The following is a 21,155-nucleotide window of genomic DNA, read 5'->3' on the forward strand; positions in this document are numbered from 1 at the left end:
TTTTTCTTACCCTCTAATAACTGCTAAATGCAGAGCTGTATAACCGTCTTTATCAACAGCATTAATAGCTTCATCAGACATTTTAGATATTAATAATTCACAATTTTTTTCTTGCCCTCTAATAACTGCTAAATGCAATGCCGTACATTTATTACCATCAACTTTATCTAATTCCGCAGCACTCATTTGAGAGATTAGATTTTCTATTTCCTCTATTTTATTTAGTGGATTATAATATTTATTTATTGCTTCTATTAATTGGGTAAACATGAATTACATCCTCTATCAAATTCTATAATTTTTAATATTTTGTTAAAAATGAGCTATGGAAAGAATCTAGATAAGAAGATTTAAGAATGCAATAGAAATTTAACTAAAGATATAAATTAATAATCTAAGTATAATTTGAGAAATATAAGGATTAATAAGGAATAAAAGGAAATAATAGAGAGTTTTAATAATGAGTAATAATTTCTATCTATAATTATAACAACATATTTTAACTATATTAACTTTAATATTAAAAAGGATTTTTATTAGGATGCAAATATAGTAAGTATAAATTTTATTCAAATTGAATTATTGGACAGAATTTTATATTTTATAAGTCGTATCTATAAATATGATGAGTTATGTTAGAACCAGAAGCCACGAGGCAGCAATAACAAACGGTTTTAAATAATACAGAATATACGCCAAATATTATATACATATATAATGATGAGGGGGCGGGTGAAAATTCCATAAAGTATGTTCTTGATACCTTAGCAAAAATCGCTACTGCTTATAAAATTAGTTTTATAAATGCACAAGATATTTTAGCTAAAGAGTGGGCTAAAAATGCTGTTTTATTAGTAATACCTGGTGGTGCAGATATACCTTATACTAAAAAACTTAATGGTGAGGGAAATAAAATTATTAAAGAATATGTAGAAAATGGTGGAAGTTATTTAGGATTTTGTGCAGGAGCATATTATGGTTCTAATTTTGTTGAGTTTGATAAAAATGGTGCATTAGAGATTCTGGGTGAAAGGGAGTTAGCATTTTTCCCTGATAAATCTGTCGGTCCTATTCTTGCTAAATATGACTATAAAACAAATAGTGGAGCTAGAGCGGCACTACTCAAAGTAAACATGCCTGATGATAATGACTTCACTAATATAAGTGTTTATTATAATGGAGGAGGATACTTTTATAATGCTGATTCTTATAAAGATGTAAATGTATTAGCATATTATCATATTGAAAAAGATAATAATTATCTACCGGCGATCGTGGAAATTAAGTGCGATAAAGGAATAGCTATTCTTTCGGGGGTGCATTTTGAATGCTCTTCTAAATTATTAGATGTTAATGATCCATATGAATCAAAGTTATTGCCAAAATTAGAAATAGAAGAAGAAAATAGGATCAAATTTAATATTTCAATATTTAAAAGATTAGGCGTTAGAATTGAATAATTAAGTTAAAGATTCTGTTCTTCAAGTGAATTTTTACTAGTTATATGCCTATATTATCACGTTTATTTGCTACTAAAATGCGTTATACGGCTACAGCGTTAATTTATAATAGTGCTTATTCAGTAGCAAGCTTTATTCCAATCATAGTTTCCTATTTATTACAGAAATATCAATCTCCTTTAATATTAGGTATTTTCTTTGTAGTAAGTATAATTCTGGCACTTATTTCTACTATAGCAGTGCAAAATAGAAAAAATTATTATTAAATTTTAGATTGATTTATTCTATATGTTTATATATTAGTACATTTTTAATTTTCTAATCTATTTAAAAGAATTTATTATGCAACACACAAGCGATGATGAACCTATAAAATATAAAGTCAAAGTTAAAATAAATGATAAGCTTAGAATACATCAGCGTATGAAAGAAAATGTATCCGAGATAATTTTAGAACCGCATGCTAGAGTAATTATAGAACCTGAAATTGAACTAAGTAATAATACATCTGATAAAATACATATATATACTGTTGATGATAGTGAATATAAGCTTACTGGAGATATACCTTATTCAGCATAATTAGGTGTTCAAATAAAAGTAAGAAGTAAATTTGCTAACCTGACGCTAAAACCTCAAAACCTTGATTATACCTTGCGTTCGCCGTTCAATACGTTCGTACAGATAGCAAAAACTGAAGAGTGGCGCACCCGAGAGGAGTCGAACCCCTAACCTTATGATCCGTAGTCATATACTCTATCCAATTGAGCTACGGGTGCTAAATCCTAAAGAAGCATATATAAAAGCTTATAGTTTGTCAAGAAACACTTCAGGTTAATGATTTATACCCAATCTTTCCAAATAAAACTTCCTCCACTGACTTTTCATTTATTAAGAATATATGTTATAATTCCATTTCTTAAAAAACAATAAAATATAAAAATAATTACAATTAATAGTTGAATTACTATTTTAGATATTGTATATAGAGTTTCATAATTAATAAGAGAAAGAAAATGCATAAAATTTTTAAGCTAATTATAGTTTGTTTGCTTGGTATTAATATTACTGCACAAGCTGAAAATATGTCGGAAACTGCCAAAAAGAATCTAGAGATAATTAACTCCTTAAATGTTGAAAGAAAATGGCAGAAAGGTAGCGTAATAAACTGTAGGACAGGTGAAACTTTATTAGAAGAAACAGAAAAATACGACTCTCCCAAGTTAAAGCGTTTATCACATTGTAGTTGTTTTGCATATGCTGCCTCTAAGGCATTAGGTCTTCCGAATAAGTCACTACTTCCTCACCCTGAGGGTGATAAGGAGTTTATACCTGCTTTGTCAAATAAACAAGCTGAATGGCTTGAAACAGAAGGGGTAAAAAATGGATGGAGTTATATTAAGACTGCAAATCGTGATGATAGTTTTGTTCAAGCACAAAAATTTGCTAACCAAGGACATTTTGTTGTATCGGTATATAAGAATGCTAACCCAAAAAGAGCAGGGCATATTGCAGTTGTTATTCCAAGTAGTAAAGATATAGAAAAGATAAAATTAGAAGGTCCTGATATTGCACAAGCTGGTACAAGTAACTTTTCTTCTGGCTCATTAAAAAAGGGTTTCAAAAATAAAAGAGATGCTTTTAAAGATAATGAAATAAAATTTTATTACTTTAAAGCTTAATGTAATTATAATTGTTGGGAGGATCATTTCCGTTCCTCTCATCTAAGTGCTTGTCCGGCTTTGTTACATGGATCGGTTTTTCCGTCTGAGCTAAGGAAATTACGAAGTAATTGTACATACGCAATCCAGCTAAAAAATGCTGACTTATAGCATTTTTTATTATTTTTTCTGGATTGCCACGCTCATTTTATTCGCTCGCAATGACGGAAAAGCTGATCCATGCGGGCAATGTCCCCACATGGTGGCGTTGTAGCAGGGTTTTATGTTGCAATTCGTATCTAAAGGATACCTAAGGTACAAGCCGTAGTATGATATTGGAGGTTAATGGATTGTATGGTAAAGTGCAGCTTGTTAGTAATATAGCTATAATAGTTATAAAATAAATTCTCATTATATCCTCTATGTAAACATCCTAACTATTGGAATATTTGAAGGATCGAGTAGTTTTTTCATTTGCGTGAAAGCTTGCACAATATTTTCTACAGAACTATCAATAAATTTATCGGTATTAATATAATTTTCTGAGTCATCTTGAATATAAAAAAGAATAGATGATACATAAACTGAAAGTAGTAAGCCTCGTTTAGTATAATAATTATAATCAATCGATTTATCACCAGCATATTGCCAAATAATATCACAGCTGTGGAATGCAACTTCTGTACCTTGAACAGGATTTAATGCGAAATATGCAGCATTCTTGCTATGAATAATAGGTAACACAGCTTTAATTCTAGTTTTTACTGCTAAGGATATTTTTTCTCTAATTTTATTTGGTACTTTCTGCTCATTTAAACTTTCTAACGTAATATTATCTAGATAGCTTTCAAAAAATTTTATTATTTCGGCTAATCCATCTGGAAAAAGTATTAAACTATAGACCTTAGCAAAGCCACATTTTTCTTCTGCTTCATTAATTATTTTGTCATTCCATTCATTAAATGGTAATAATTCTAGCAATGATTGCATGAAGCTTATTTTCTTTGTGTAGTGTTCTTCTTGAATATTCATATTTTTAACCTTGACATTATAACTTATTATATAGATAATATAGCTTGTTACCAATATATATTTATTTTAAGGAGAGTAATTTTAGTGATACTAGTAAATGTTCACGCCGGTAATTGTAATAATACGCTTAAGAATTTTAAGAAAAAGCTACAAAGAGAGCTTTATTTTCGTAAGATGAAAGAACAGCGTTACTACGAACCGAAGTCAGTAAAGCGTGTTCGTAAAGCACAAGAAGCTGTACGAAGAAAAAGAAAGTTTGCTCGTAAAAGAATGTACGAAGATTATAATTTCTAATTAGTTTCAAATAAAATGAAAGGCAAGTTATTGTTAAATAGCTTGCCTTTTTTATTATGTGTAACGTCATTGCGAGCGAATGAAATGAGCATGGCAATCCAGAAAAAATAATAAAAAATACTAATTTATCGGTATTTTAAACTGGATTGCTTCGTCAAAGCTTGCAGCTTTTCCTCGCAATGACGACTTGGTATTTACGCAAGTAAGCCTTACGTCGGAATGATATAAGAGCCACTTAATAATTCCAATTTTTCCTCGCAATGACAGAGAAATACACCCCCCCATAAATCAACGAGCCAATTATTATAACTAATGGTGTTAGAGGTAGATCAAAATAAAAAGAGGCAGTAGCAGCACAGAAATTAATAAATAGCGAAATAAAAATTGATATTATAATCATCATAGCAGGGCTGCCTACCATAAATCTTGCAATCATAGCAGGAATAAGTAACACAGCTGTCACCATAAGAACCCCAACTATTTTAATTGCAGAAAATACTGAGATAGATAAAATAAGTAAAAATAGTAGTTCTATAATATTAACTTTTACGCCTTTAATTACGGCAATATCTCTGTTAATAATTATAAGAAGAATTTTATTATAAAAATATGCAATAAAGCATATAATAGCTATAAGCATTATTGCTAGCACAATTAAATCATCAAAAGCTACAGATAAAATATCGCCAAACAGTAAATTTACTATATTGTTTTGAGCAGAAGAAAAATAATTAATAATTAAAGCAATAGCCAGCATAGAGCTAGAAATTAAATTAATAACTGCATTTTTTTCAGAATTATTTTGGAAGATAAATACAAAAATTGAAAAAAGAATTGCAACAATTAATCCTGAATATATTAACGGAAAATGAGTGATAATACTAATGCTGACTGCAAGAAAGCTACTATGAGCAAGCCCATCGCCAAAGTAAACGTATCTTTTCCATAATGCTATGCAGCCAATGGGAGCAAATATGCAGCTAATTAAAATTAGGGCTAGTATTATTAGTACCATATAAGTATATTATAGCTATGTCTTCAGTTAATAAAAACGAATTAGAAAAATTTGAGAAAATCTCTCATAGTTGGTGGAATAAGGATGGGGAGTTCGGTATTTTACACAGCATAAATCCTATTCGCCTTAACTATATAATAGAGAAGATAAAATCGCATTACAACGATATTTCTGATTTGGAAATATTAGATGTAGGTTGTGGTGGCGGTTTAATTGCTACTAATCTTGCAATGCAAGGTTTTAAGGTTACGGCTATTGATGCTTTGCAAAGTAATATCGATACTGCTTTGGCTTATGCGACGGAAAATAATATTAAGGTAAATTATTTAAAAAGCACTATAGAAGAATTAGAAAACGATAAGCAATATGATGTAGTGATTTGCCTTGAAGTTATCGAGCATGTGGAAAATGTTCAAGAATTTATGCTTAATTTGGTAAAGCGTATTAAGCCAAAAGGTATGGCTATAATTTCTACGATTAACCGCACCAAAAAAGCTTATTTACTTGGGATAATAGCAGCTGAGTATATACTTGGATGGGTGCCGAAAAATACCCATGATTATAGTAAGTTTCTAAAACCATCTGAAATTTATGAGATGCTAGAAAATACCAATATAGAAATTGAGGAAATAAAAGGCTTGGTGTATAACATGGCAGAAGACAAATGGGTATTAAGTGACGATGATATAGACGTAAATTATTTTATGTATTTGAAGAAAAATGATAACCCGTCATTGCGAGGAGCGTAGCGACTAAGCAATCTCATTAAACATCCCTAGATTGCACGCGTACAAAACTTATAGTTTCTTCTCGCAATGACATCTATGTATAAAAAAATGACTAACAACGTGATTACTAGATTTGCTCCGTCACCGACGGGGTTTTTACATATAGGTTCAGCAAGAACGGCTTTATTCAATTATTTATTTGCTAAGCATAATAACGGCAAATTTCTATTACGTATTGAAGATACTGATAAAGAAAGATCAACAGAAGCAGCGGTAGAAGCCATATTTTCAGGACTGAAATGGCTAGGGCTTAATTGGGATGATGAAGTTGTATTCCAATCTAAACGCAATGATCTTTATAAGGAAGCAGCATTAAAGTTGCTTGCAGAGGGTAAGGCATATTATTGTTTTACGCCTCAGGAAGAAATAGAAAAGCAAAGACAAGAAGCTCTAGAAAATAAGCAGCATTTTATTTTTAATAGTAGGTGGCGAGATAAAACTCCTGATACTTACCCCAAAGATATAAAGCCAGTTATACGTTTAAAAACTCCTCGCACAGGCAGTATAACAATTAATGATACTTTGCAGGGTGACGTAGTAATTGAGAACTCTCACATTGATGATATGGTACTGCTGCGTAGTGATGGCACTGCTACTTACATGTTAGCCGTGGTGGTCGATGATCACGATATGGGCATAACTCATATTATTAGAGGTGATGATCATTTAACGAATGCTGCAAGGCAAATCGCTATATATAACGCTTTTGGTTACCACGTTCCAAGCATGACTCATATACCGCTAATTCATGGAGCAGATGGTGCTAAATTGTCTAAAAGGCATGGGGCTTTAGGTGTTGAAGCTTATAAGGATATGGGGTATTTGCCGGAAAGCTTATGTAATTATCTATTGCGTCTTGGTTGGAGTCATGGGGATGATGAGATTATCCAGATAGATCAAGCTATCGAATGGTTTAACCTAGATTCACTTGGTAAATCACCTGCAAAACTTGATTTTACTAAAATGAATAGTTTAAATAGCCATTATTTAAGAATGCTTGATGAAGATAGTTTAATTACTAAAATTTTAGAGATATTAAATCGAAATTATAAGGTCAGCGAGCAGGAAGTAAATTATATAAAATGTGGTCTACAAGGTTTATTAGTTAGAAGCGAAACCTTACTAGATTTAGCAAATCTTGCAAAAATTTATTTAATAGATACTCCTATTGCTTATGAAAATGATGCAAAGGAAATTATAGAAAATTGCGATAAAAATTTGCTTAGCAATGTTGTAGAAAGCCTAGAAAAACTTGAGCAGTTTGATAAAGAATCAGTACAGTCTGAATTTAAGAAAATAGCAACAGAAAATAGTTTAAAGCTAAATGAAGTTATGAAGCCTGTGAGAGCTTTAATTACGGGTATGGTTGGCTCACCTAGCATATTTGAAATTGCTGAAATTTTAGGGAAAGAAAATATTTTAAAAAGGTTAAAAGTAAAATGAAAAATTACATAAAGAAAATTATATTTGTTTGTAGCGGGTTATTTGTAATAGCTGGGGTTTTTGTATTATTTAGGGTGGAAAATGTTAATGCATCAACAGCACCTAAAAAATATGGAGCTTGGAATTTAAATTGTAATCTTAATAATGAACAAAAACAAATTTGCTTTTTATCACAACAAATTAATAATACCGAAAAAGATAAAGAGACAGAAATATTAGCAATGTACCATATTGGTTATTTCAATAGTGATCAAAGTAAAAAAGAATTAAAGCTAATTAAAGTACTACCGCCAAATGTTCAAATTCCTGCCGGCACAGCTATTAATAGTGGCGAGAAAAATATTGCACCAGGAATATATATAAATTGTACGATAAATAGTTGCCAAGCTATAGCTACTATTACACAAGATGATATTGAAATGATTTTATCAAATGATAATTATTTAGAGTTTATAACGGCTGATGGTAAACAAGCTAAAATTACATTTATAAAACATGGTTTGAAAGAGGGGCTAAAGGTTTTAGAGAAATAAATATTTGATTTATCTGTACTTTATCTGCATAATGTAATAATGAACTATGCAGATAAAATGCCGTTATTATGCAGATAAATCTAAAATTTAAACCAAACTATAAAATAACTCCTCAAGTTATGAACTCATTAATGCGTATTGAAGCTGTTAAAGCTGAAATACTGCATTTGCCATTAAATCCTACTGTTCTTAGTTCTTTAAGAGAAACTGCACGTCTTTATACTACACATTATTCTACTATGATTGAGGGGAATAGGCTTGATGCAGATCAGATTAAAAACATAGTTCAACATCAAGAGCATTTTCCAGGAAGAGAACGAGATGAGCATGAAGTTAAAGGTTACTATGCAGCTTTAATGCAAGTAGAAAAATGGGTAGCCCAAAATATAAAAATTACAGAGAGTATAATACAAATTATTCATGCTTTAGTTATGTCTAATGGCAAAACTAATGTTAAGCCTACAAAATATCGTGATGGACAAAATGTCATTAAAGATAGCGGGACAAAAAAAATTATTTATATGCCTCCGGAAGCAAAAGACGTAAAAAATCTTATGCACAATATGGTATTATGGATTAATAATAATGAGCTGCCTTTTCCTGTTATTGCAGCAATAGCTCATTATCAATTTGCAACTATACACCCTTATTATGACGGTAACGGTAGAACTGCAAGACTACTTACAACCTTAATACTTCATTTAGGAGGTTACGATCTTAAAGGCTTGTATTCTCTTGAAGAGTACTATGCTAAAAACCTAGGAGCTTATTATGAGGCTATTAGCATAGGACATCATAATTACTATATGGGGCATGCTGAAGCAGATATAACAGGCTGGGTAGAGTATTTTATAAATGGTATGGCTATATCTTTTGAAAAAGTACTTAATCAAATGCAAGAGGTAAGTAATAAAGAGCTTCCTGACATGAGTGCATTACTTAGAAAGCTTGATCCTAAACAGAGAAAAGTTTTAGAGCTTTTTAAGCAATTTGAAGTTGTAACTAGTAGTCAAATTGGTAAAGTTTTTGGTTTTAAACCTCGAACAAGTGCTAAGCTTTGTGCCGATTGGGTAGATCAGGGGTTTTTGAAAATAGTAGATTCTTCTAATAAAGGGAGAAAGTACGGTTTAGATGATAAATATAGTAAGTTAGTTTAGTATCTTTTCTAAAACTACTATATCACTAAAGCCACCGTTAGATTTCTTTTTTTGTTTAGTATATCTTTTAGTTTATAGTTATTAATATTACAAATTGTTTCAAGCACTTCTAATATGTCGGCAATTTCTTCGATACGTTCAAATTCTTCTATTTCCTCTAGTAGTTTATTTTTCAATAGTTTTTTATATTCATATGATTCTGCAATATAGGTAATCGGTATTCTGCCTGATTTTAAGATGGCTTGCGGAACTAAATCTCTAACTAGCTTTGTCATTTTATTTTATCGATATGGATTTAAGCGTGTACATGTATTTTTCTTTTTGAGCTTAAGAAATTACGAAGTAATTGTACGTACGCAATTCAGTAAAAAAAATGCTATAAATTAGTATTTTTTATTATTTTTGTAATTCCCTACGACTTTCGGTCGTTTGCAATGATACGACAATTTATTCACGATGGCAAAGTATTATTCATTGGTATACTTATCCAAATTTCTTATCATTTCTAAGTAATTAACCTTACCATTTGCAAGTAGCGGTATCTCAGGTAAAGTAATAACTATTTTCGGTATATAGAGTAAAGAAACTTGTGCTTTGCGTACGTTATTTGTAAAATTTTCTCTATTTATAATAGTACTGGTAGTAAATAAAATAATCTTTTCCCCTTGCGTTTCATCTTGTGTAGAAATTGCAGCATGCAAGGAGCTAGGATCAATCTCACTTGCAAGCTCCTCGACTTTTGTAAGCGAAATCATCTCGCCAGCTATTTTAGCAAATCTTTTTAAACGTCCTAAAATGGTTATGTAGCCTTCTCCATCGATCTTAACTATATCACCCGTATCGTGCCATTCTTTATAAATATAGTTACCATTTTCGTCTAAATAACCAAGCATGACGTTAGGACCACGAATTAGTAAACGTCCACCTTCATCTATCCCTTCAACTTTTTCAAGTTTATATTCAATCTTTGACAACAACCTCCCAACAGTACCAGCTTTACTATGCATAGGAGTATTGCAAGCAATGATAGGTGAGCTTTCCGTTATACCATATCCTTCAAAAATACGTATGCCATATTTATTAAGCCAAAATTGTCTGGTAGTTTCTTTTAGTTTTTCACTACCTGCAAATATATAACGCAATGAATAAAAATCATATGGATGAGCATAATTGGCATAGCCATTTAAAAATGTATCAGTTGAAATTAATATGGTTGCTCCAACATCATATATCATTTCTGGTATGCTGCGGTAATTTAAAGGTGAGGGGTATAAAAATAGCTTAATGCCGTTTAAAGTTGTAATAATCGCTCCGCCAAGCCCAAAGCAGTGGAATAATGGCAGTGAGTTAAATACTATATCGTCAGGGCTAAAAGGTATTTTAGCAGTTGCTTGATATCTATTAGCTTGCAGATTTCTATGAGATAACATTACAGCTTTAGGCTCCCCTTCAGTGCCTGAAGTAAAAATTATTACTGCTGGCTTTTCATCATCACGATTACGACAAAAATACTTATAATAAGTTTTAGAAAAACGGATGCCCATTGAGGCTTTTAATTTTAGAGCTAGATTGATTTGGTTTTTAAAATCTTCTAAATATATTACTTTAATACCAAAATCTAATAAATTAGTTATTAATTCGTGTAGCTCTGCTTTTTCTATAAATTGCTTTGAGGTATAAATTACTTTTAGCTGTGCAGTTTTACATGAGTTAATAATAGTATTTATCCCGCTGCTCCAATTAATTATAGCTGGAACAAACCCGCTAAATTGCATGGCATAAAAGGTAATTAGGGTATTTGTCGTGTTAGGTAGCATTAAACCTAGATGCTTGCCAAAAATATTATTTCTTTTGATTAAATCACCAAGAATAAAAGATTTGAGTATTAAATCACGATAAGTAGCTTTGTTATTTTCAAAATCATTAACTATTCTTTTCTTAAACCCATGAATTTTGGCAGCTTCTATCAGCGATGCAAATAAAGTATTCTTATAGTCTGAACTCTCAAACATCATATCAGCCATGATATCATATAGAGTTCTTGCTATATATTGGCGTCTTTCTTGACCGGATGTAGCACCAATATCAGCAAATTTTACTGGCGGTAGAACAGTAACAGTAATTTTAGGAAATATTTTTCTCTTTAATATATTTTGTAGCTTTGAGAAATGAGTAAATTGTGTGCCATCTATTCTAACCGGTAAAATAGTTGCATTTGCTTTATCGGCAATCATCCCAGGACCCTCATAAATCTTCATTAAAGAGCCGGTAACACTTATTCTGCCCTCCGGAAAAATAGCTATTTTTCGGTCATTTTGTACTTCTTTTACTAAGGTCTTAATTGCCATTGGGTTGTTTGGATCAACAGGCAAAGTATTAGCCATACGCAAGAATGGTCTAATCCACCATATTTTGCGTATATCAGGGCTTATTGCAAAGGTCATTTCCTCTTTTAGATAGGTTGCAATTAAAGGTGGATCGAGATATGAAATATGATTGGCAATTACTACTACTTTGCTACCTGCTTTCTGTAAGTTCTCAAGTCCTTTAACTTCAACCTTATACATTAAATCAAACCAAAATTGGAATATTCTACGCAAGACAGGGTAAGGAATAATTTTAACTTCAGGGATTAGGCGATAAATATAGATAGTAACGATGATATTAGATAGGCTGATAAATAATATTATCCAAGGTATCGTAAAATTTAAATAAAATAATAATGATAGGATAATAGTTGATCCCACCATAAAGATAGAATTAATTAGGTTATTTACGGCAATAATACGGCTGCGGTGAGCGGGATTTGCGTAATGCTGTAATATAGCAAAAAGAGGCACAATATATAATCCACCAATTGCTGCTAAAAAGAATAGATCAATAACTATTCGCCAATTATGCCTTTTTGATAAAAATACAAAGATACTTTTTAGTTGAGCTGGTTCATAAGCAACTGCACTAATTCTACTAGCAAAAAATAAATCGATGCCAAAAATACTAATGCCAAGTGCTGAAATAAAGAGGTATTTAACAGTGATTTCATCTTCAAATATTTTACTACATAAAAATGAGCCGACACCAACGCCAAGCGAGAAAACCGCTAAAAATAAATTAGCAACATTCTCATCAGCTTTAAACGTTATTTTAGCAAGCAAAGGTATCTGAGAAATTATAGCAGCTCCAATAAACCAAAACCATGAAATGCCTAGTATTGCTAAGTATATTTGCTTTTTGGTTTGAGCATATCTTATCATATTTAGGCTTTCGTTTATGATATTAAAATTTATCTTAATATCACGATTTGCGTTATTTGATTTTGGTGTAGTAAGGCTTGAAATAAAGCCAATAGCTGCAATTGTAATTAAGGAATAAATTATGAAATTATTACTGATTGTGTAATAACTGCCGATTATAGTACCAATAAAAATGGCAATGAAAGTTCCGGCTTCAACAAAGCCGTTAGCTCCAAGCAATTCCTCTTTACTCAAATGATCAGGAAGAACGCTATATTTAATTGGACCAAAGAAAGTGGAATGAATACCCATTAGGCAAATAGAGCAGAGCAGTACTATAATATTATTATGATGAAAGCCGTAAATAGCAAAAGCAATTATAGCAATCTCGCAAGCTTTTATTATTTTAATTAGGGTAGAGCGTTCATATTTATCAGCGATTTGCCCGGCTATACTTGCAAATATTATAAAAGGTAAGACAAAAATAGCATTGGTAACTAAAACAAGTAAGTTATTATATTTGCTTAGAGAACCAACAACTCCATAAGTAATTAGAATTACAAGAGCATTTTTCAAGATGTTATCGTTAAGACAACCACATAATTGTACTATAAAATTCGGTAAGAATCGCCTATCCTTAAAGAGATATAATTTATTTGAATCCATAGTATATAGTAGTTTATTAGTTTTGCTTCTAATTCCTGCGTAAGGTTGGCGAGGTTTTGTAGTTAGGAAAATGCGTCCGATGTGTCATCCCGTGGCTTGTCCACGGGATGACATAGGATACATGATTTTAATCATTACCCTAGGTTTGAATTATTGTCAAATTGTATGGCTTTTTCGTGATTTTGGTTTATTTGTTATATTAGGTTTTTGTAATAACATTTTTTCTTTTTCTGATAAATTTGGCATTTTAGACAATTTATTCAAAATTTCATCTACATCGCCTTTAATTACTGGTGATATTTGTGGCTTTCTATTTATATTAGATTTATTTTTAGCGATTCCTATTTTTTCTGGTACTTTGTTAATTATTGTCAATAAATTTTCTTCATTAAAATTTTTGAATTTGCTAAATATATTAAGCTTATTTATTTTAATTTTTTCCAATCCTTTAGTAATTATATCTACTATTTTTTTGCTATTTATAACTAACGTCGGATAAAAATTCTTCTCTAGCTTATTGAGTAAACTATCGTTTAGTTGATCGGTTAATATTTTCGTTACGTTTGTTTTAGTTGAATTATCTAAATTTAATTTGTTGTTATTTTCATATTGTTCTATGGCACTTAATACTATTTTTTCTGTAGTTATACCTAAATTATTACCGTAAATAGTAATAATATTATTAACTTTATCATCTGAAGATATATTTTTTTGTGGGTCTGAGTTGAATTTTACTTGTTTATGATTGATTGCATGTTGTGCAATATTAGAGTCACTTAACTGCTTAATATACTGACCTTTCATATCTTGCAATGCTATTTCAGTACTCATTTTAGTCTCATCGCTCCAATCTTGGTAAGTTTTTGTAGCTCTTAAAAGAGAAGGATATAAAAGAAAGTTTATGCTTTGAGATACTAAACTATTGATATCATAATTAGATTTATTATTCTCTCTTACCTTAGTATCATTATAGAAATGTTTTTGTAATGTATTATAATGAGCTAAAATAGCGTCAGGAATGTCTTGAGGCTTTAGAGGTTGTGCGTTATTATTATTGTCAAATTTTATTTGCATACCACTACGTTTAGCTTCCATTACTAGTAAGTCAGCAAAAACTTTCTCTTCTTGCGTCCTACATAAAAGATTCGGTGCGTCACTTAAAATGTTAGCATGCTTCATTACTGCGGAGTTTAATGCATGTAAATCCTGATCTGTTAAAATTTCATCTAATACGGCAAGAAAAGCTTTGCGTCCAGGGATATCGTTACCAAAAGCACTTTTTAGTGTTACGACATCATCTTTTGTAACTTGTTGTGTTGCTATTCTATTTATTATTTCATGCGTTATAATCATATTCGTTTCCTCCTCATTAGTAATTTGCCGTGCATTATTATACTTTATTTTAATATATTACAAGCTAAATTATTTGCTAACGGTAAAGAAATCTTAACTTCTGAAATATTTTTATAAGAAGTTACATCTTTTCATCTTTTTCTAGTTTGTTCTTTGCTATCTTTGGTAGATGACATAAATTATATTATTCATTCTCAGCTTCTAGAAGTCTTGATTTTATTAATTCATCCGCCAAAGAAATTTTCTTTCCTTTAGAATCTGTATAATTTTTTATCTTTTCTTGTAGTTCAGATAAGGTTTGATTTCGAATAGTAATATAATTTATATTTTCTTCAATAATATTTGTTTTTTATTATTACTTTAAGCTTGAGATAGCGTCAACTTAAATTATATTTAGTCCTTTTAATAAGGGTTGCCTAAATCTTCATAATAATCACGGGTGGCTTCTCTATTAGCCGGAATATCATTACTAGATTTTTCTATATTTTGTTCAGGAATAAATAAAGAGAAAAAATTACCAATTTTAATCATTAATGTATATAAATTCATATTTTACCTTTTTAAAATATTTAATTGTTAGGTTTTTCTTCCTTAGCTTTTTTTCGTCTCTGTAAATTCTTTTTTAGAGCAGATGATAAATTGCTAAAATTAGGCTTTATTTTAGTTTTTCTAGTTTGTTCTTTGCTATCTTTGGTAGATGACATAAATAATTATCTTTTCACGCTAACATTATTATATTATACTACGGATATTTTGAAAAATAAAATTATAAATATCTATGAATCAAAGTAATATAATCTCTGCGGAGTTACTTGACGAAAAAAAAAATATTGCGAGGCAAGGGGGTGGTGAAGATAGAATTAATACCCAGTATAAGAAAGGTAAGTTAACAGCACGTGAGCGAATAGAGGTATTATTAGATCCTAATAGTTTCACCGAAACAGGAATGTTTGTAGCTCATAGATGTGAAAATTTTGGGATGGATGATAAGAAGTTTTTAGGTGATGGTGTTGTAACGGGTCATGGCACAATAAATGGTAGATTAGTTTTTATTTATAGCCAAGATTTTACAGTGCTTGGCGGTTCACTTGGTGAGTATCATGCTAAAAAGATCTGCGATATTCTAGATCAAGCTATAGCAACTGGTGCTCCCGTAATCGGCATTAATGATTCAGGTGGTGCAAGAATTCAGGAGGGTGTGGATGCTCTTGCTGGATATGGTGAGCTATTCCAGCGTAATGTTTTAGCATCAGGTGTTATTCCTCAGATTACCTTAATTATGGGTCCTTGTGCGGGCGGTGCTGTTTATTCGCCTGCTTTAACCGATTTTATATTCATGGTTAAAAATAGTTCCTATATGTTTGTAACCGGTCCTGATGTAGTAAAAACCGTTACTGGTGAGGAAGTAAGCCAAGAGAAACTTGGTGGTGCACGTATGCACACTACCAAAAGCGGTGTGGCTGATCTTGCATTTAATAATGACATAGAGGCATTGTTGGAAATTCGTAGGTTCTTTAATTTTCTGCCATCATCTAATCGTAGTCCTCTTCCTATTCGTCCTACTGTTGACCCTGCTGATAGGGTTGATATGTCTCTAAGTACTCTAATCCCTAATACTCCCAATAAACCTTATGATATGAAAGAACTTGTCGAACGTATTGTAGATGAAGGAGAGTTTTTTGAATTACAACCGGATTTTGCTAAGAATATCATCATTGGTTTTGGCTATATGGAAGGATATCCAGTAGGGTTTGTTGCGAATCAACCATTGCATTTAGCGGGGTGTTTAGATATTAATGCTTCAAGAAAGGCAGCAAGATTCATTAGATTTTGTGATGCTTTCAATATTCCTATAGTAAGTCTTGTTGACGTGCCAGGGTTTTTGCCAGGTACTTCTCAAGAGCATGATGGTATTATCAAGCACGGTGCTAAACTTTTATATGCTTATGCTGAAGCAACAGTCCCTAAGATTACTGTAATTACTCGTAAAGCTTATGGCGGAGCTTATATAGTGATGAACTCTAAACATCTTAGAGGTGATATAAATTATGCTTGGTTTAATTCCGAAATCGCAGTTATGGGAGCAGAGGGAGCAGCTGAAATAATATTTAGAGAAGAATGCAAAGATCCAGAGGCTAAAAAACAAAAAATCGATGAATATAAAAAAGTAGTAACATCACCTTTTGTTGCAGCATCTAGAGGCTATTTAGATGATATAATAAGACCACAAAATACAAGATGGCGAATATGTAAAGCCCTAAATTTCTTACGTACTAAAAAGGTAGAATTGCCTTGGAAGAAACATGATAATTTGCCGTTATAGCTGTCATCCTTGCGTAGGTAAGACGCATTTGATGTCATCCCGTGGCTTGACACCGAGGGTGCTTTTCGATCCACGTGGGGCAAGCCTTAAGCGGGAATGACATATGTTCTACGCAATAACGCCAACCCTATGAAAGAATGACATTATTAAAGTTCATAATAATATAAACAAAAAACTATGACTAAACCTTTATTTGATAAAATTTTAATCGCTAATCGTAGCGAAATTGCTGTTAGAATAATCCGTACTTTAAAAAAAATGGGGATAGGGTCGGTTGCTGTATATTCTGAAGCCGATACAAACTCAATGTATGTTCAGCATGCAGATGAAGCTTATTATATAGGTGATTCACCGGCAACCGAAAGCTATCTATCTATTAAAAATCTTGTTTCCGCAATTCGTGAAAGCGGTGCAAATGCCGTACATCCTGGCTATGGCTTTTTATCTGAAAACCCTAATTTTGCCAATGTTCTTAAAAGAGAGGGAGTAGTTTTAATAGGTCCTAATGCTGCTACTATAAAGAAAATGGGCGATAAAATTGAAGCAAAAAAGATAGCAATAGAAGCAGGAGTTAGTACTGTTCCTGGCTATATGGGAACTATAAATGATGTTAAGCAAGCAATAGATATTGCAAAAGAAATAGGTTTTCCGGTCATTGTAAAAGCGGCTGCCGGTGGTGGCGGGCGTGGTATGAGAGTGGTAAATAACCCTTCTGAAATGGCAAATGCTTTTGAATCTGCAAAGCTTGAAGCCGGTAATAGTTTTAGTGATGATAGGTTGTTTATTGAAAAATTGATCCAAAGACCTCGTCATATCGAAATTCAATTGCTTGCTGATCAGTATGGCAATAGCGTATGTCTTGGGGAACGTGAGTGTTCAATACAGCGTCACCATCAAAAAGTAATTGAAGAGGCACCAAGCTCATTCATTACCGAAGAAATAAGGCAAGAAATGTATAGGCAAGTAATATCTTTATCCAAAAAGGTAGGATATTATTCAGCAGGTACTGTTGAGTTTATAGTAGATAGTGAGAAAAATTTCTATTTCTTAGAAATGAATACGAGATTGCAGGTAGAACACCCTGTTACTGAATTAATAACTGGTATAGATATCGTTGAAGAAATGATAAAAATTGCTGCCGGTAAAAAATTATCATTTACGCAAGATGATGTAAAATTAAAAGGTTGGGCGTTTGAGTCACGAATTTGTGCAGAAAATCCAAGTCGTGGTTTCCTGCCTTCTAGTGGTAGGATTACGGCGTATTCTGAACCTGTAAAAAGTCCAAATATTCGTATAGATACCGGTATTGGACTTGGCGGTGAAGTTAGCATGTTCTATGATTCGATGATCGCAAAATTATGTACTTACGGCGAAACAAGAGAGCAGGCAATTGAGGTAATGCGTTCTGCCTTAAGCTCTTATATTATTAATGGTATTTCTCATAATATTAGTTTCTTAGAAGCAGTGATGCTTCATCCTCGTTTTGTTAGCGGTGATATTTCTACTGCTTTTATTCAAGAAGAATATCCAGATGGATTTTCTGGTGCAAGTCTAACCTCAGAAGTAACGGGAGTATTTTTAGCAACCGCTATTTTTATTTATATATCTGAGCAAAGACGTGCTTCTTTAATTTCTGGAAATATCAATAACCAAGCTAATAAAATCGGTACTAGATGGGTGGTAACGATTGACGATAAATTATTCCCCGTTCTAATTACGCCTGTTGAAAATGGCTATAATATACGCCATGAAAGTGACCGAATATATATTCGTAGTAACTGGAATTTAGGTAATGAGCTTTTTGTAGCTATAATTAATGGCAAAAAGACAAATATTAAAATTGAAAATATCAGAACTGGTTATTTACTATCACATGCTGGTATTAGCGTAAAAGCCTTCGTTCGTTCTCCTCGTATTTCAGAACTTGAAGGGTTAATGGTTTCGAAAGTAGTAACAGAAGAAAATTCTGAACTGCAAGCTCCTCTTAACGGTCAAATTGCATCAATTAAAGTGAAAGAAGGACAAGAAGTAACAATAGGGCAGGAAATTATGATCTTAACCGCTATGAAAATGGAAAATATCATCTTAGCCGAACGTGACGGGAAAATAGCTAAAATTTTCGTAAGTGAAAAGGATAATGTGGTCAAAGGTCAGATGCTGCTTGAATTTAATTAAATTACCATCTTCATTTATTAGAAAGCATAAAAGCTAGAAATAGTGGTATTTCTAGCTTTTTTTGTTATTATAGTCAATGTTATTCCTGCGTGAGACTTGCTTGCGTGGATGGATAGTCGTCATTGCGAGGAAGAGGCGAAGCCTCGACGTGGCAATCTTAGGAGTTCTACTTCATGAGATTGCCACGCTTCCTTTGGTCGCTCGCAATGACGATTTACGAGCCATGCAACACGTTAAAATAACAAACGAATTAAGATTTTAAGATAGCAAGATGCCGAAATTAAAAATATTTTTATTTAAATATCTCTATAGTAAAAGATTTATAGGTATTTTAGTCGCAATAGCTATTATTTTCTCTTATTTCACTTATTACACAATATCTATCGGCACAAAAAATGGTGCAGTTAATTCTAGTAAAGTGATTTGGTTTTTACTAATTGATTTAATAATTTTCTTAATCCTTGGCATATTATTAACTCGCAGATTTTTCCAAAGTTTTTTCTTTAAAAATAGCGATCAAAATACTTCTAAGTTACAAAATCGTATAGTAGTTGCATTTAGTCTAGCTGCTGCTATTCCCACTATAATCGTTTCAATATCTTCTGCTTATTTTTTAAACCTTAGTATTCAGGCTTGGTTTGATCGAAAAATTTCTGTTGTACTTGATCAATCTATAATGGTTGCTGATTCTTATATTGCTGAACATAAAGTGCTGTTACGAGAGACAGCACTTGCTGTTGCTGAGGATTTAAGTGATATGTATTACGATTTAATTCATAATCCCGCTTTATTTACTAAAACATTAAACACCGAAGCAGAAATGAGATCGCTTGATGAAGCAATAGTGTTAAATAAGTCGACTAATACAATAATTGCTAATAGCTATTTAAGTTTTTCTCTATCATTTGCAACTATTCCTGCCCATCTAATTAAAAAGGCAGATTCGTGTGAGCCTGTAGAAGTAAAATCTGATCCAACTAAAATAAGAATGTTAATTAAGTTAAAAGAATATAATGATGTGTATTTACTAGTTGGTAGGTCAATTGATAATAAAATTATTGATCATATAGATGCAACTAATGGAGCGGCAGCAGAGTATCATCGTCTTAAAAACCAGATAGGGAATATACAAATAAAATTCTCAATTATTTTTATCTTTATAGCCTTATTACTTCTTTTAATAGCGATAAGTTTTGGTGTTATAGTTACTGCTAAAATAGTAAATCCCATTAAGAAGTTAGTTATTGCAACCGATAAAGTAAAAAGCGGTGATCTAACAGTGCAAGTCCCAGAGAATGAAGTAGATAAAGACGAAATAGGAACGCTTTATGCGGCATTTAATAGAATGATTAAGCAGCTTTCACGCCAACAAAGGGATTTAGTGATAGCACAACGGGCATTAGCTTGGTCGGATGTAGCAAAAAAAGTAGCACATGAGATTAAAAATCCGTTAACACCTATTTTGCTTGCTTCTGAAAGATTGCTTAAAAAATTTAGTCCTGAAATTAAAGAAAGGGCAGAGTTTGAGAATTATTTAAAAATGATTATTCGCCATACTAATGATATTAAAAATATTGTATCTGAATTTGTTCTTTTTGCTCGTCTTCCTGCACCTAAATTTACCAATTGTGATTTGATTTATGTAATTAATAATATTGTAGAAGCACGTAAATTACTTAATGATAATATTTCCTATAGTTTTGAAACTAATATCGATCAATTTAATTTTACGTGTGATACTACTCAAATAAATCAAGTGATGATAAATTTGCTTAAAAATGCTGAAGAATCATTAGAGGGAAGTAATCAAGCAGCAATAAAAATTAATGTAAATGCGAGTGAGCAATTTATTAATATTGCAGTCATAGATAACGGCAGAGGGTTCCCGCCTGAGCTAATAGGTAAGGCTACTGAAAGCTATGTAACCACTAGAAGTAAAGGTATGGGAGTAGGGCTTGCTATAGTCAAAAGAATAGTTGAAGAACATTGCGGTGTTTTAGATATTGCAAATAGAGAGACAGG

Annotated in this window: 20 protein-coding genes and 1 tRNA gene (1 of these 21 cut by a window edge); 12 read left to right on the plus strand and 9 right to left on the minus strand. The window is 31.9% G+C overall.

Features of this window, described 5'->3' with window-relative positions; genetic code table 11:
- Window positions 1-6 precede the first annotated feature (6 nt).
- Window positions 7-270: an ankyrin repeat domain-containing protein gene (locus AAHF54_RS02330; RefSeq protein ID WP_342170149.1), complete on the minus strand. Its 264-nt coding sequence runs from the start codon at window positions 268-270 to the stop codon at window positions 7-9.
- Window positions 271-743: 473 nt separating this feature from the next.
- Between AAHF54_RS02330 and AAHF54_RS02335 the strand changes: the two genes are divergently transcribed.
- The 3 genes from AAHF54_RS02335 (at window position 744) to AAHF54_RS02345 (ending at window position 2,042) form a co-directional block, all read left to right on the plus strand.
- Entirely contained in the window at window positions 744-1,460 is a 717-nt protein-coding gene (locus AAHF54_RS02335) for a BPL-N domain-containing protein (protein ID WP_342170231.1), read from the plus strand.
- A gap of 44 nt (window positions 1,461-1,504) precedes the next feature.
- On the plus strand, window positions 1,505-1,726 hold the full coding sequence (locus AAHF54_RS02340; protein ID WP_341788985.1) for a hypothetical protein: 222 nt from the start codon (window positions 1,505-1,507) through the stop codon (window positions 1,724-1,726).
- Between the two features lie 76 nt (window positions 1,727-1,802).
- Window positions 1,803-2,042, plus strand: a complete 240-nt coding sequence (locus tag AAHF54_RS02345) for a hypothetical protein (RefSeq protein ID WP_341788986.1) — start codon at window positions 1,803-1,805, stop codon at window positions 2,040-2,042.
- Between the two features lie 120 nt (window positions 2,043-2,162).
- Here the strand turns inward: AAHF54_RS02345 and AAHF54_RS02350 are convergent.
- Window positions 2,163-2,239 (minus strand) — tRNA-Arg (locus AAHF54_RS02350).
- A 237-nt stretch (window positions 2,240-2,476) separates the two neighbouring features.
- Here AAHF54_RS02350 and AAHF54_RS02355 point away from each other — a divergent pair.
- Complete coding sequence (locus AAHF54_RS02355; protein WP_342170150.1) at window positions 2,477-3,142, plus strand: hypothetical protein; 666 nt, start codon at window positions 2,477-2,479, stop codon at window positions 3,140-3,142.
- A 399-nt stretch (window positions 3,143-3,541) separates the two neighbouring features.
- Here the strand turns inward: AAHF54_RS02355 and AAHF54_RS02360 are convergent, their stop codons facing one another.
- Window positions 3,542-4,153, minus strand: coding sequence for a COQ9 family protein (locus AAHF54_RS02360; protein WP_342170151.1), 612 nt, complete (start codon window positions 4,151-4,153; stop codon window positions 3,542-3,544).
- Window positions 4,154-4,237: 84 nt separating this feature from the next.
- Here AAHF54_RS02360 and rpsU point away from each other — a divergent pair, with 84 nt between their 5' ends.
- The gene (gene rpsU, locus AAHF54_RS02365; RefSeq protein WP_341788989.1) at window positions 4,238-4,447 is read left to right on the plus strand and encodes a 30S ribosomal protein S21; all 210 of its coding nucleotides are present in this window, start codon (window positions 4,238-4,240) and stop codon (window positions 4,445-4,447) included.
- A 235-nt stretch (window positions 4,448-4,682) separates the two neighbouring features.
- Here rpsU and AAHF54_RS02370 read toward each other — a convergent pair whose 3' ends face one another.
- The gene (locus AAHF54_RS02370; RefSeq protein WP_342170152.1) at window positions 4,683-5,462 is read right to left on the minus strand and encodes a metal ABC transporter permease; all 780 of its coding nucleotides are present in this window, start codon (window positions 5,460-5,462) and stop codon (window positions 4,683-4,685) included.
- A gap of 17 nt (window positions 5,463-5,479) precedes the next feature.
- Here AAHF54_RS02370 and ubiG point away from each other — a divergent pair, with 17 nt between their 5' ends.
- The 4 genes from ubiG to AAHF54_RS02390 all read left to right on the plus strand — a co-directional run bounded on the left by ubiG (window position 5,480) and on the right by AAHF54_RS02390 (window position 9,383).
- Window positions 5,480-6,211 (plus strand): bifunctional 2-polyprenyl-6-hydroxyphenol methylase/3-demethylubiquinol 3-O-methyltransferase UbiG, encoded by a 732-nt coding sequence (ubiG, locus tag AAHF54_RS02375; protein ID WP_342170154.1) that lies wholly within the window; start codon window positions 5,480-5,482, stop codon window positions 6,209-6,211.
- A gap of 87 nt (window positions 6,212-6,298) precedes the next feature.
- Entirely contained in the window at window positions 6,299-7,693 is a 1,395-nt protein-coding gene (gltX, locus tag AAHF54_RS02380; RefSeq protein ID WP_342170155.1) for a glutamate--tRNA ligase, read from the plus strand.
- Window positions 7,690-8,226, plus strand: coding sequence for an invasion associated locus B family protein (locus AAHF54_RS02385; protein WP_341794421.1), 537 nt, complete (start codon window positions 7,690-7,692; stop codon window positions 8,224-8,226). The genes gltX and AAHF54_RS02385 overlap by 4 nt, the downstream gene beginning before the upstream one ends.
- A gap of 68 nt (window positions 8,227-8,294) precedes the next feature.
- Window positions 8,295-9,383: a Fic family protein gene (locus AAHF54_RS02390; protein WP_342170156.1), complete on the plus strand. Its 1,089-nt coding sequence runs from the start codon at window positions 8,295-8,297 to the stop codon at window positions 9,381-9,383.
- Window positions 9,384-9,400: 17 nt separating this feature from the next.
- Here the strand turns inward: AAHF54_RS02390 and AAHF54_RS02395 are convergent, their stop codons facing one another.
- From AAHF54_RS02395 to AAHF54_RS02415, 5 genes are all read right to left on the minus strand, one after another.
- Entirely contained in the window at window positions 9,401-9,658 is a 258-nt protein-coding gene (locus tag AAHF54_RS02395; RefSeq protein WP_342170252.1) for a hypothetical protein, read from the minus strand.
- A gap of 192 nt (window positions 9,659-9,850) precedes the next feature.
- Window positions 9,851-13,282 (minus strand): acyl-[ACP]--phospholipid O-acyltransferase, encoded by a 3,432-nt coding sequence (locus AAHF54_RS02400; RefSeq protein WP_341788995.1) that lies wholly within the window; start codon window positions 13,280-13,282, stop codon window positions 9,851-9,853.
- Window positions 13,283-13,438: 156 nt separating this feature from the next.
- Complete coding sequence (locus tag AAHF54_RS02405) at window positions 13,439-14,635, minus strand: DUF5410 family protein (protein ID WP_342170157.1); 1,197 nt, start codon at window positions 14,633-14,635, stop codon at window positions 13,439-13,441.
- 402 nt (window positions 14,636-15,037) lie between these two features.
- Window positions 15,038-15,184 carry a hypothetical protein gene (locus AAHF54_RS02410; RefSeq protein WP_012152024.1) on the minus strand — a complete coding sequence of 49 codons (147 nt, stop codon included), beginning with the start codon at window positions 15,182-15,184 and terminating at the stop codon, window positions 15,038-15,040.
- A gap of 20 nt (window positions 15,185-15,204) precedes the next feature.
- Window positions 15,205-15,339 (minus strand): hypothetical protein, encoded by a 135-nt coding sequence (locus AAHF54_RS02415; protein WP_341788997.1) that lies wholly within the window; start codon window positions 15,337-15,339, stop codon window positions 15,205-15,207.
- 74 nt (window positions 15,340-15,413) lie between these two features.
- On the opposite strand from AAHF54_RS02415, the gene AAHF54_RS02420 reads away from it, so the two are divergent.
- The 3 genes from AAHF54_RS02420 to AAHF54_RS02430 all read left to right on the plus strand — a co-directional run.
- Window positions 15,414-16,958, plus strand: a complete 1,545-nt coding sequence (locus AAHF54_RS02420; RefSeq protein WP_341788998.1) for an acyl-CoA carboxylase subunit beta — start codon at window positions 15,414-15,416, stop codon at window positions 16,956-16,958.
- 177 nt (window positions 16,959-17,135) lie between these two features.
- Window positions 17,136-19,133 (plus strand): acetyl/propionyl/methylcrotonyl-CoA carboxylase subunit alpha, encoded by a 1,998-nt coding sequence (locus AAHF54_RS02425; RefSeq protein ID WP_045798767.1) that lies wholly within the window; start codon window positions 17,136-17,138, stop codon window positions 19,131-19,133.
- 271 nt (window positions 19,134-19,404) lie between these two features.
- A protein-coding gene (locus AAHF54_RS02430; RefSeq protein ID WP_341788999.1) for a PAS domain-containing sensor histidine kinase crosses the window boundary here: on the plus strand, window positions 19,405-21,155 show its 5' portion. 82 nt of this gene lie beyond the right edge of the window; only the first 1,751 of its 1,833 coding nucleotides appear in the window; the start codon lies at window positions 19,405-19,407; the stop codon falls past the right edge of the window.

Origin of the sequence: Rickettsia endosymbiont of Seladonia tumulorum (genome assembly GCF_964030815.1) — a bacterium.
GTDB lineage: Bacteria > Pseudomonadota > Alphaproteobacteria > Rickettsiales > Rickettsiaceae > Rickettsia.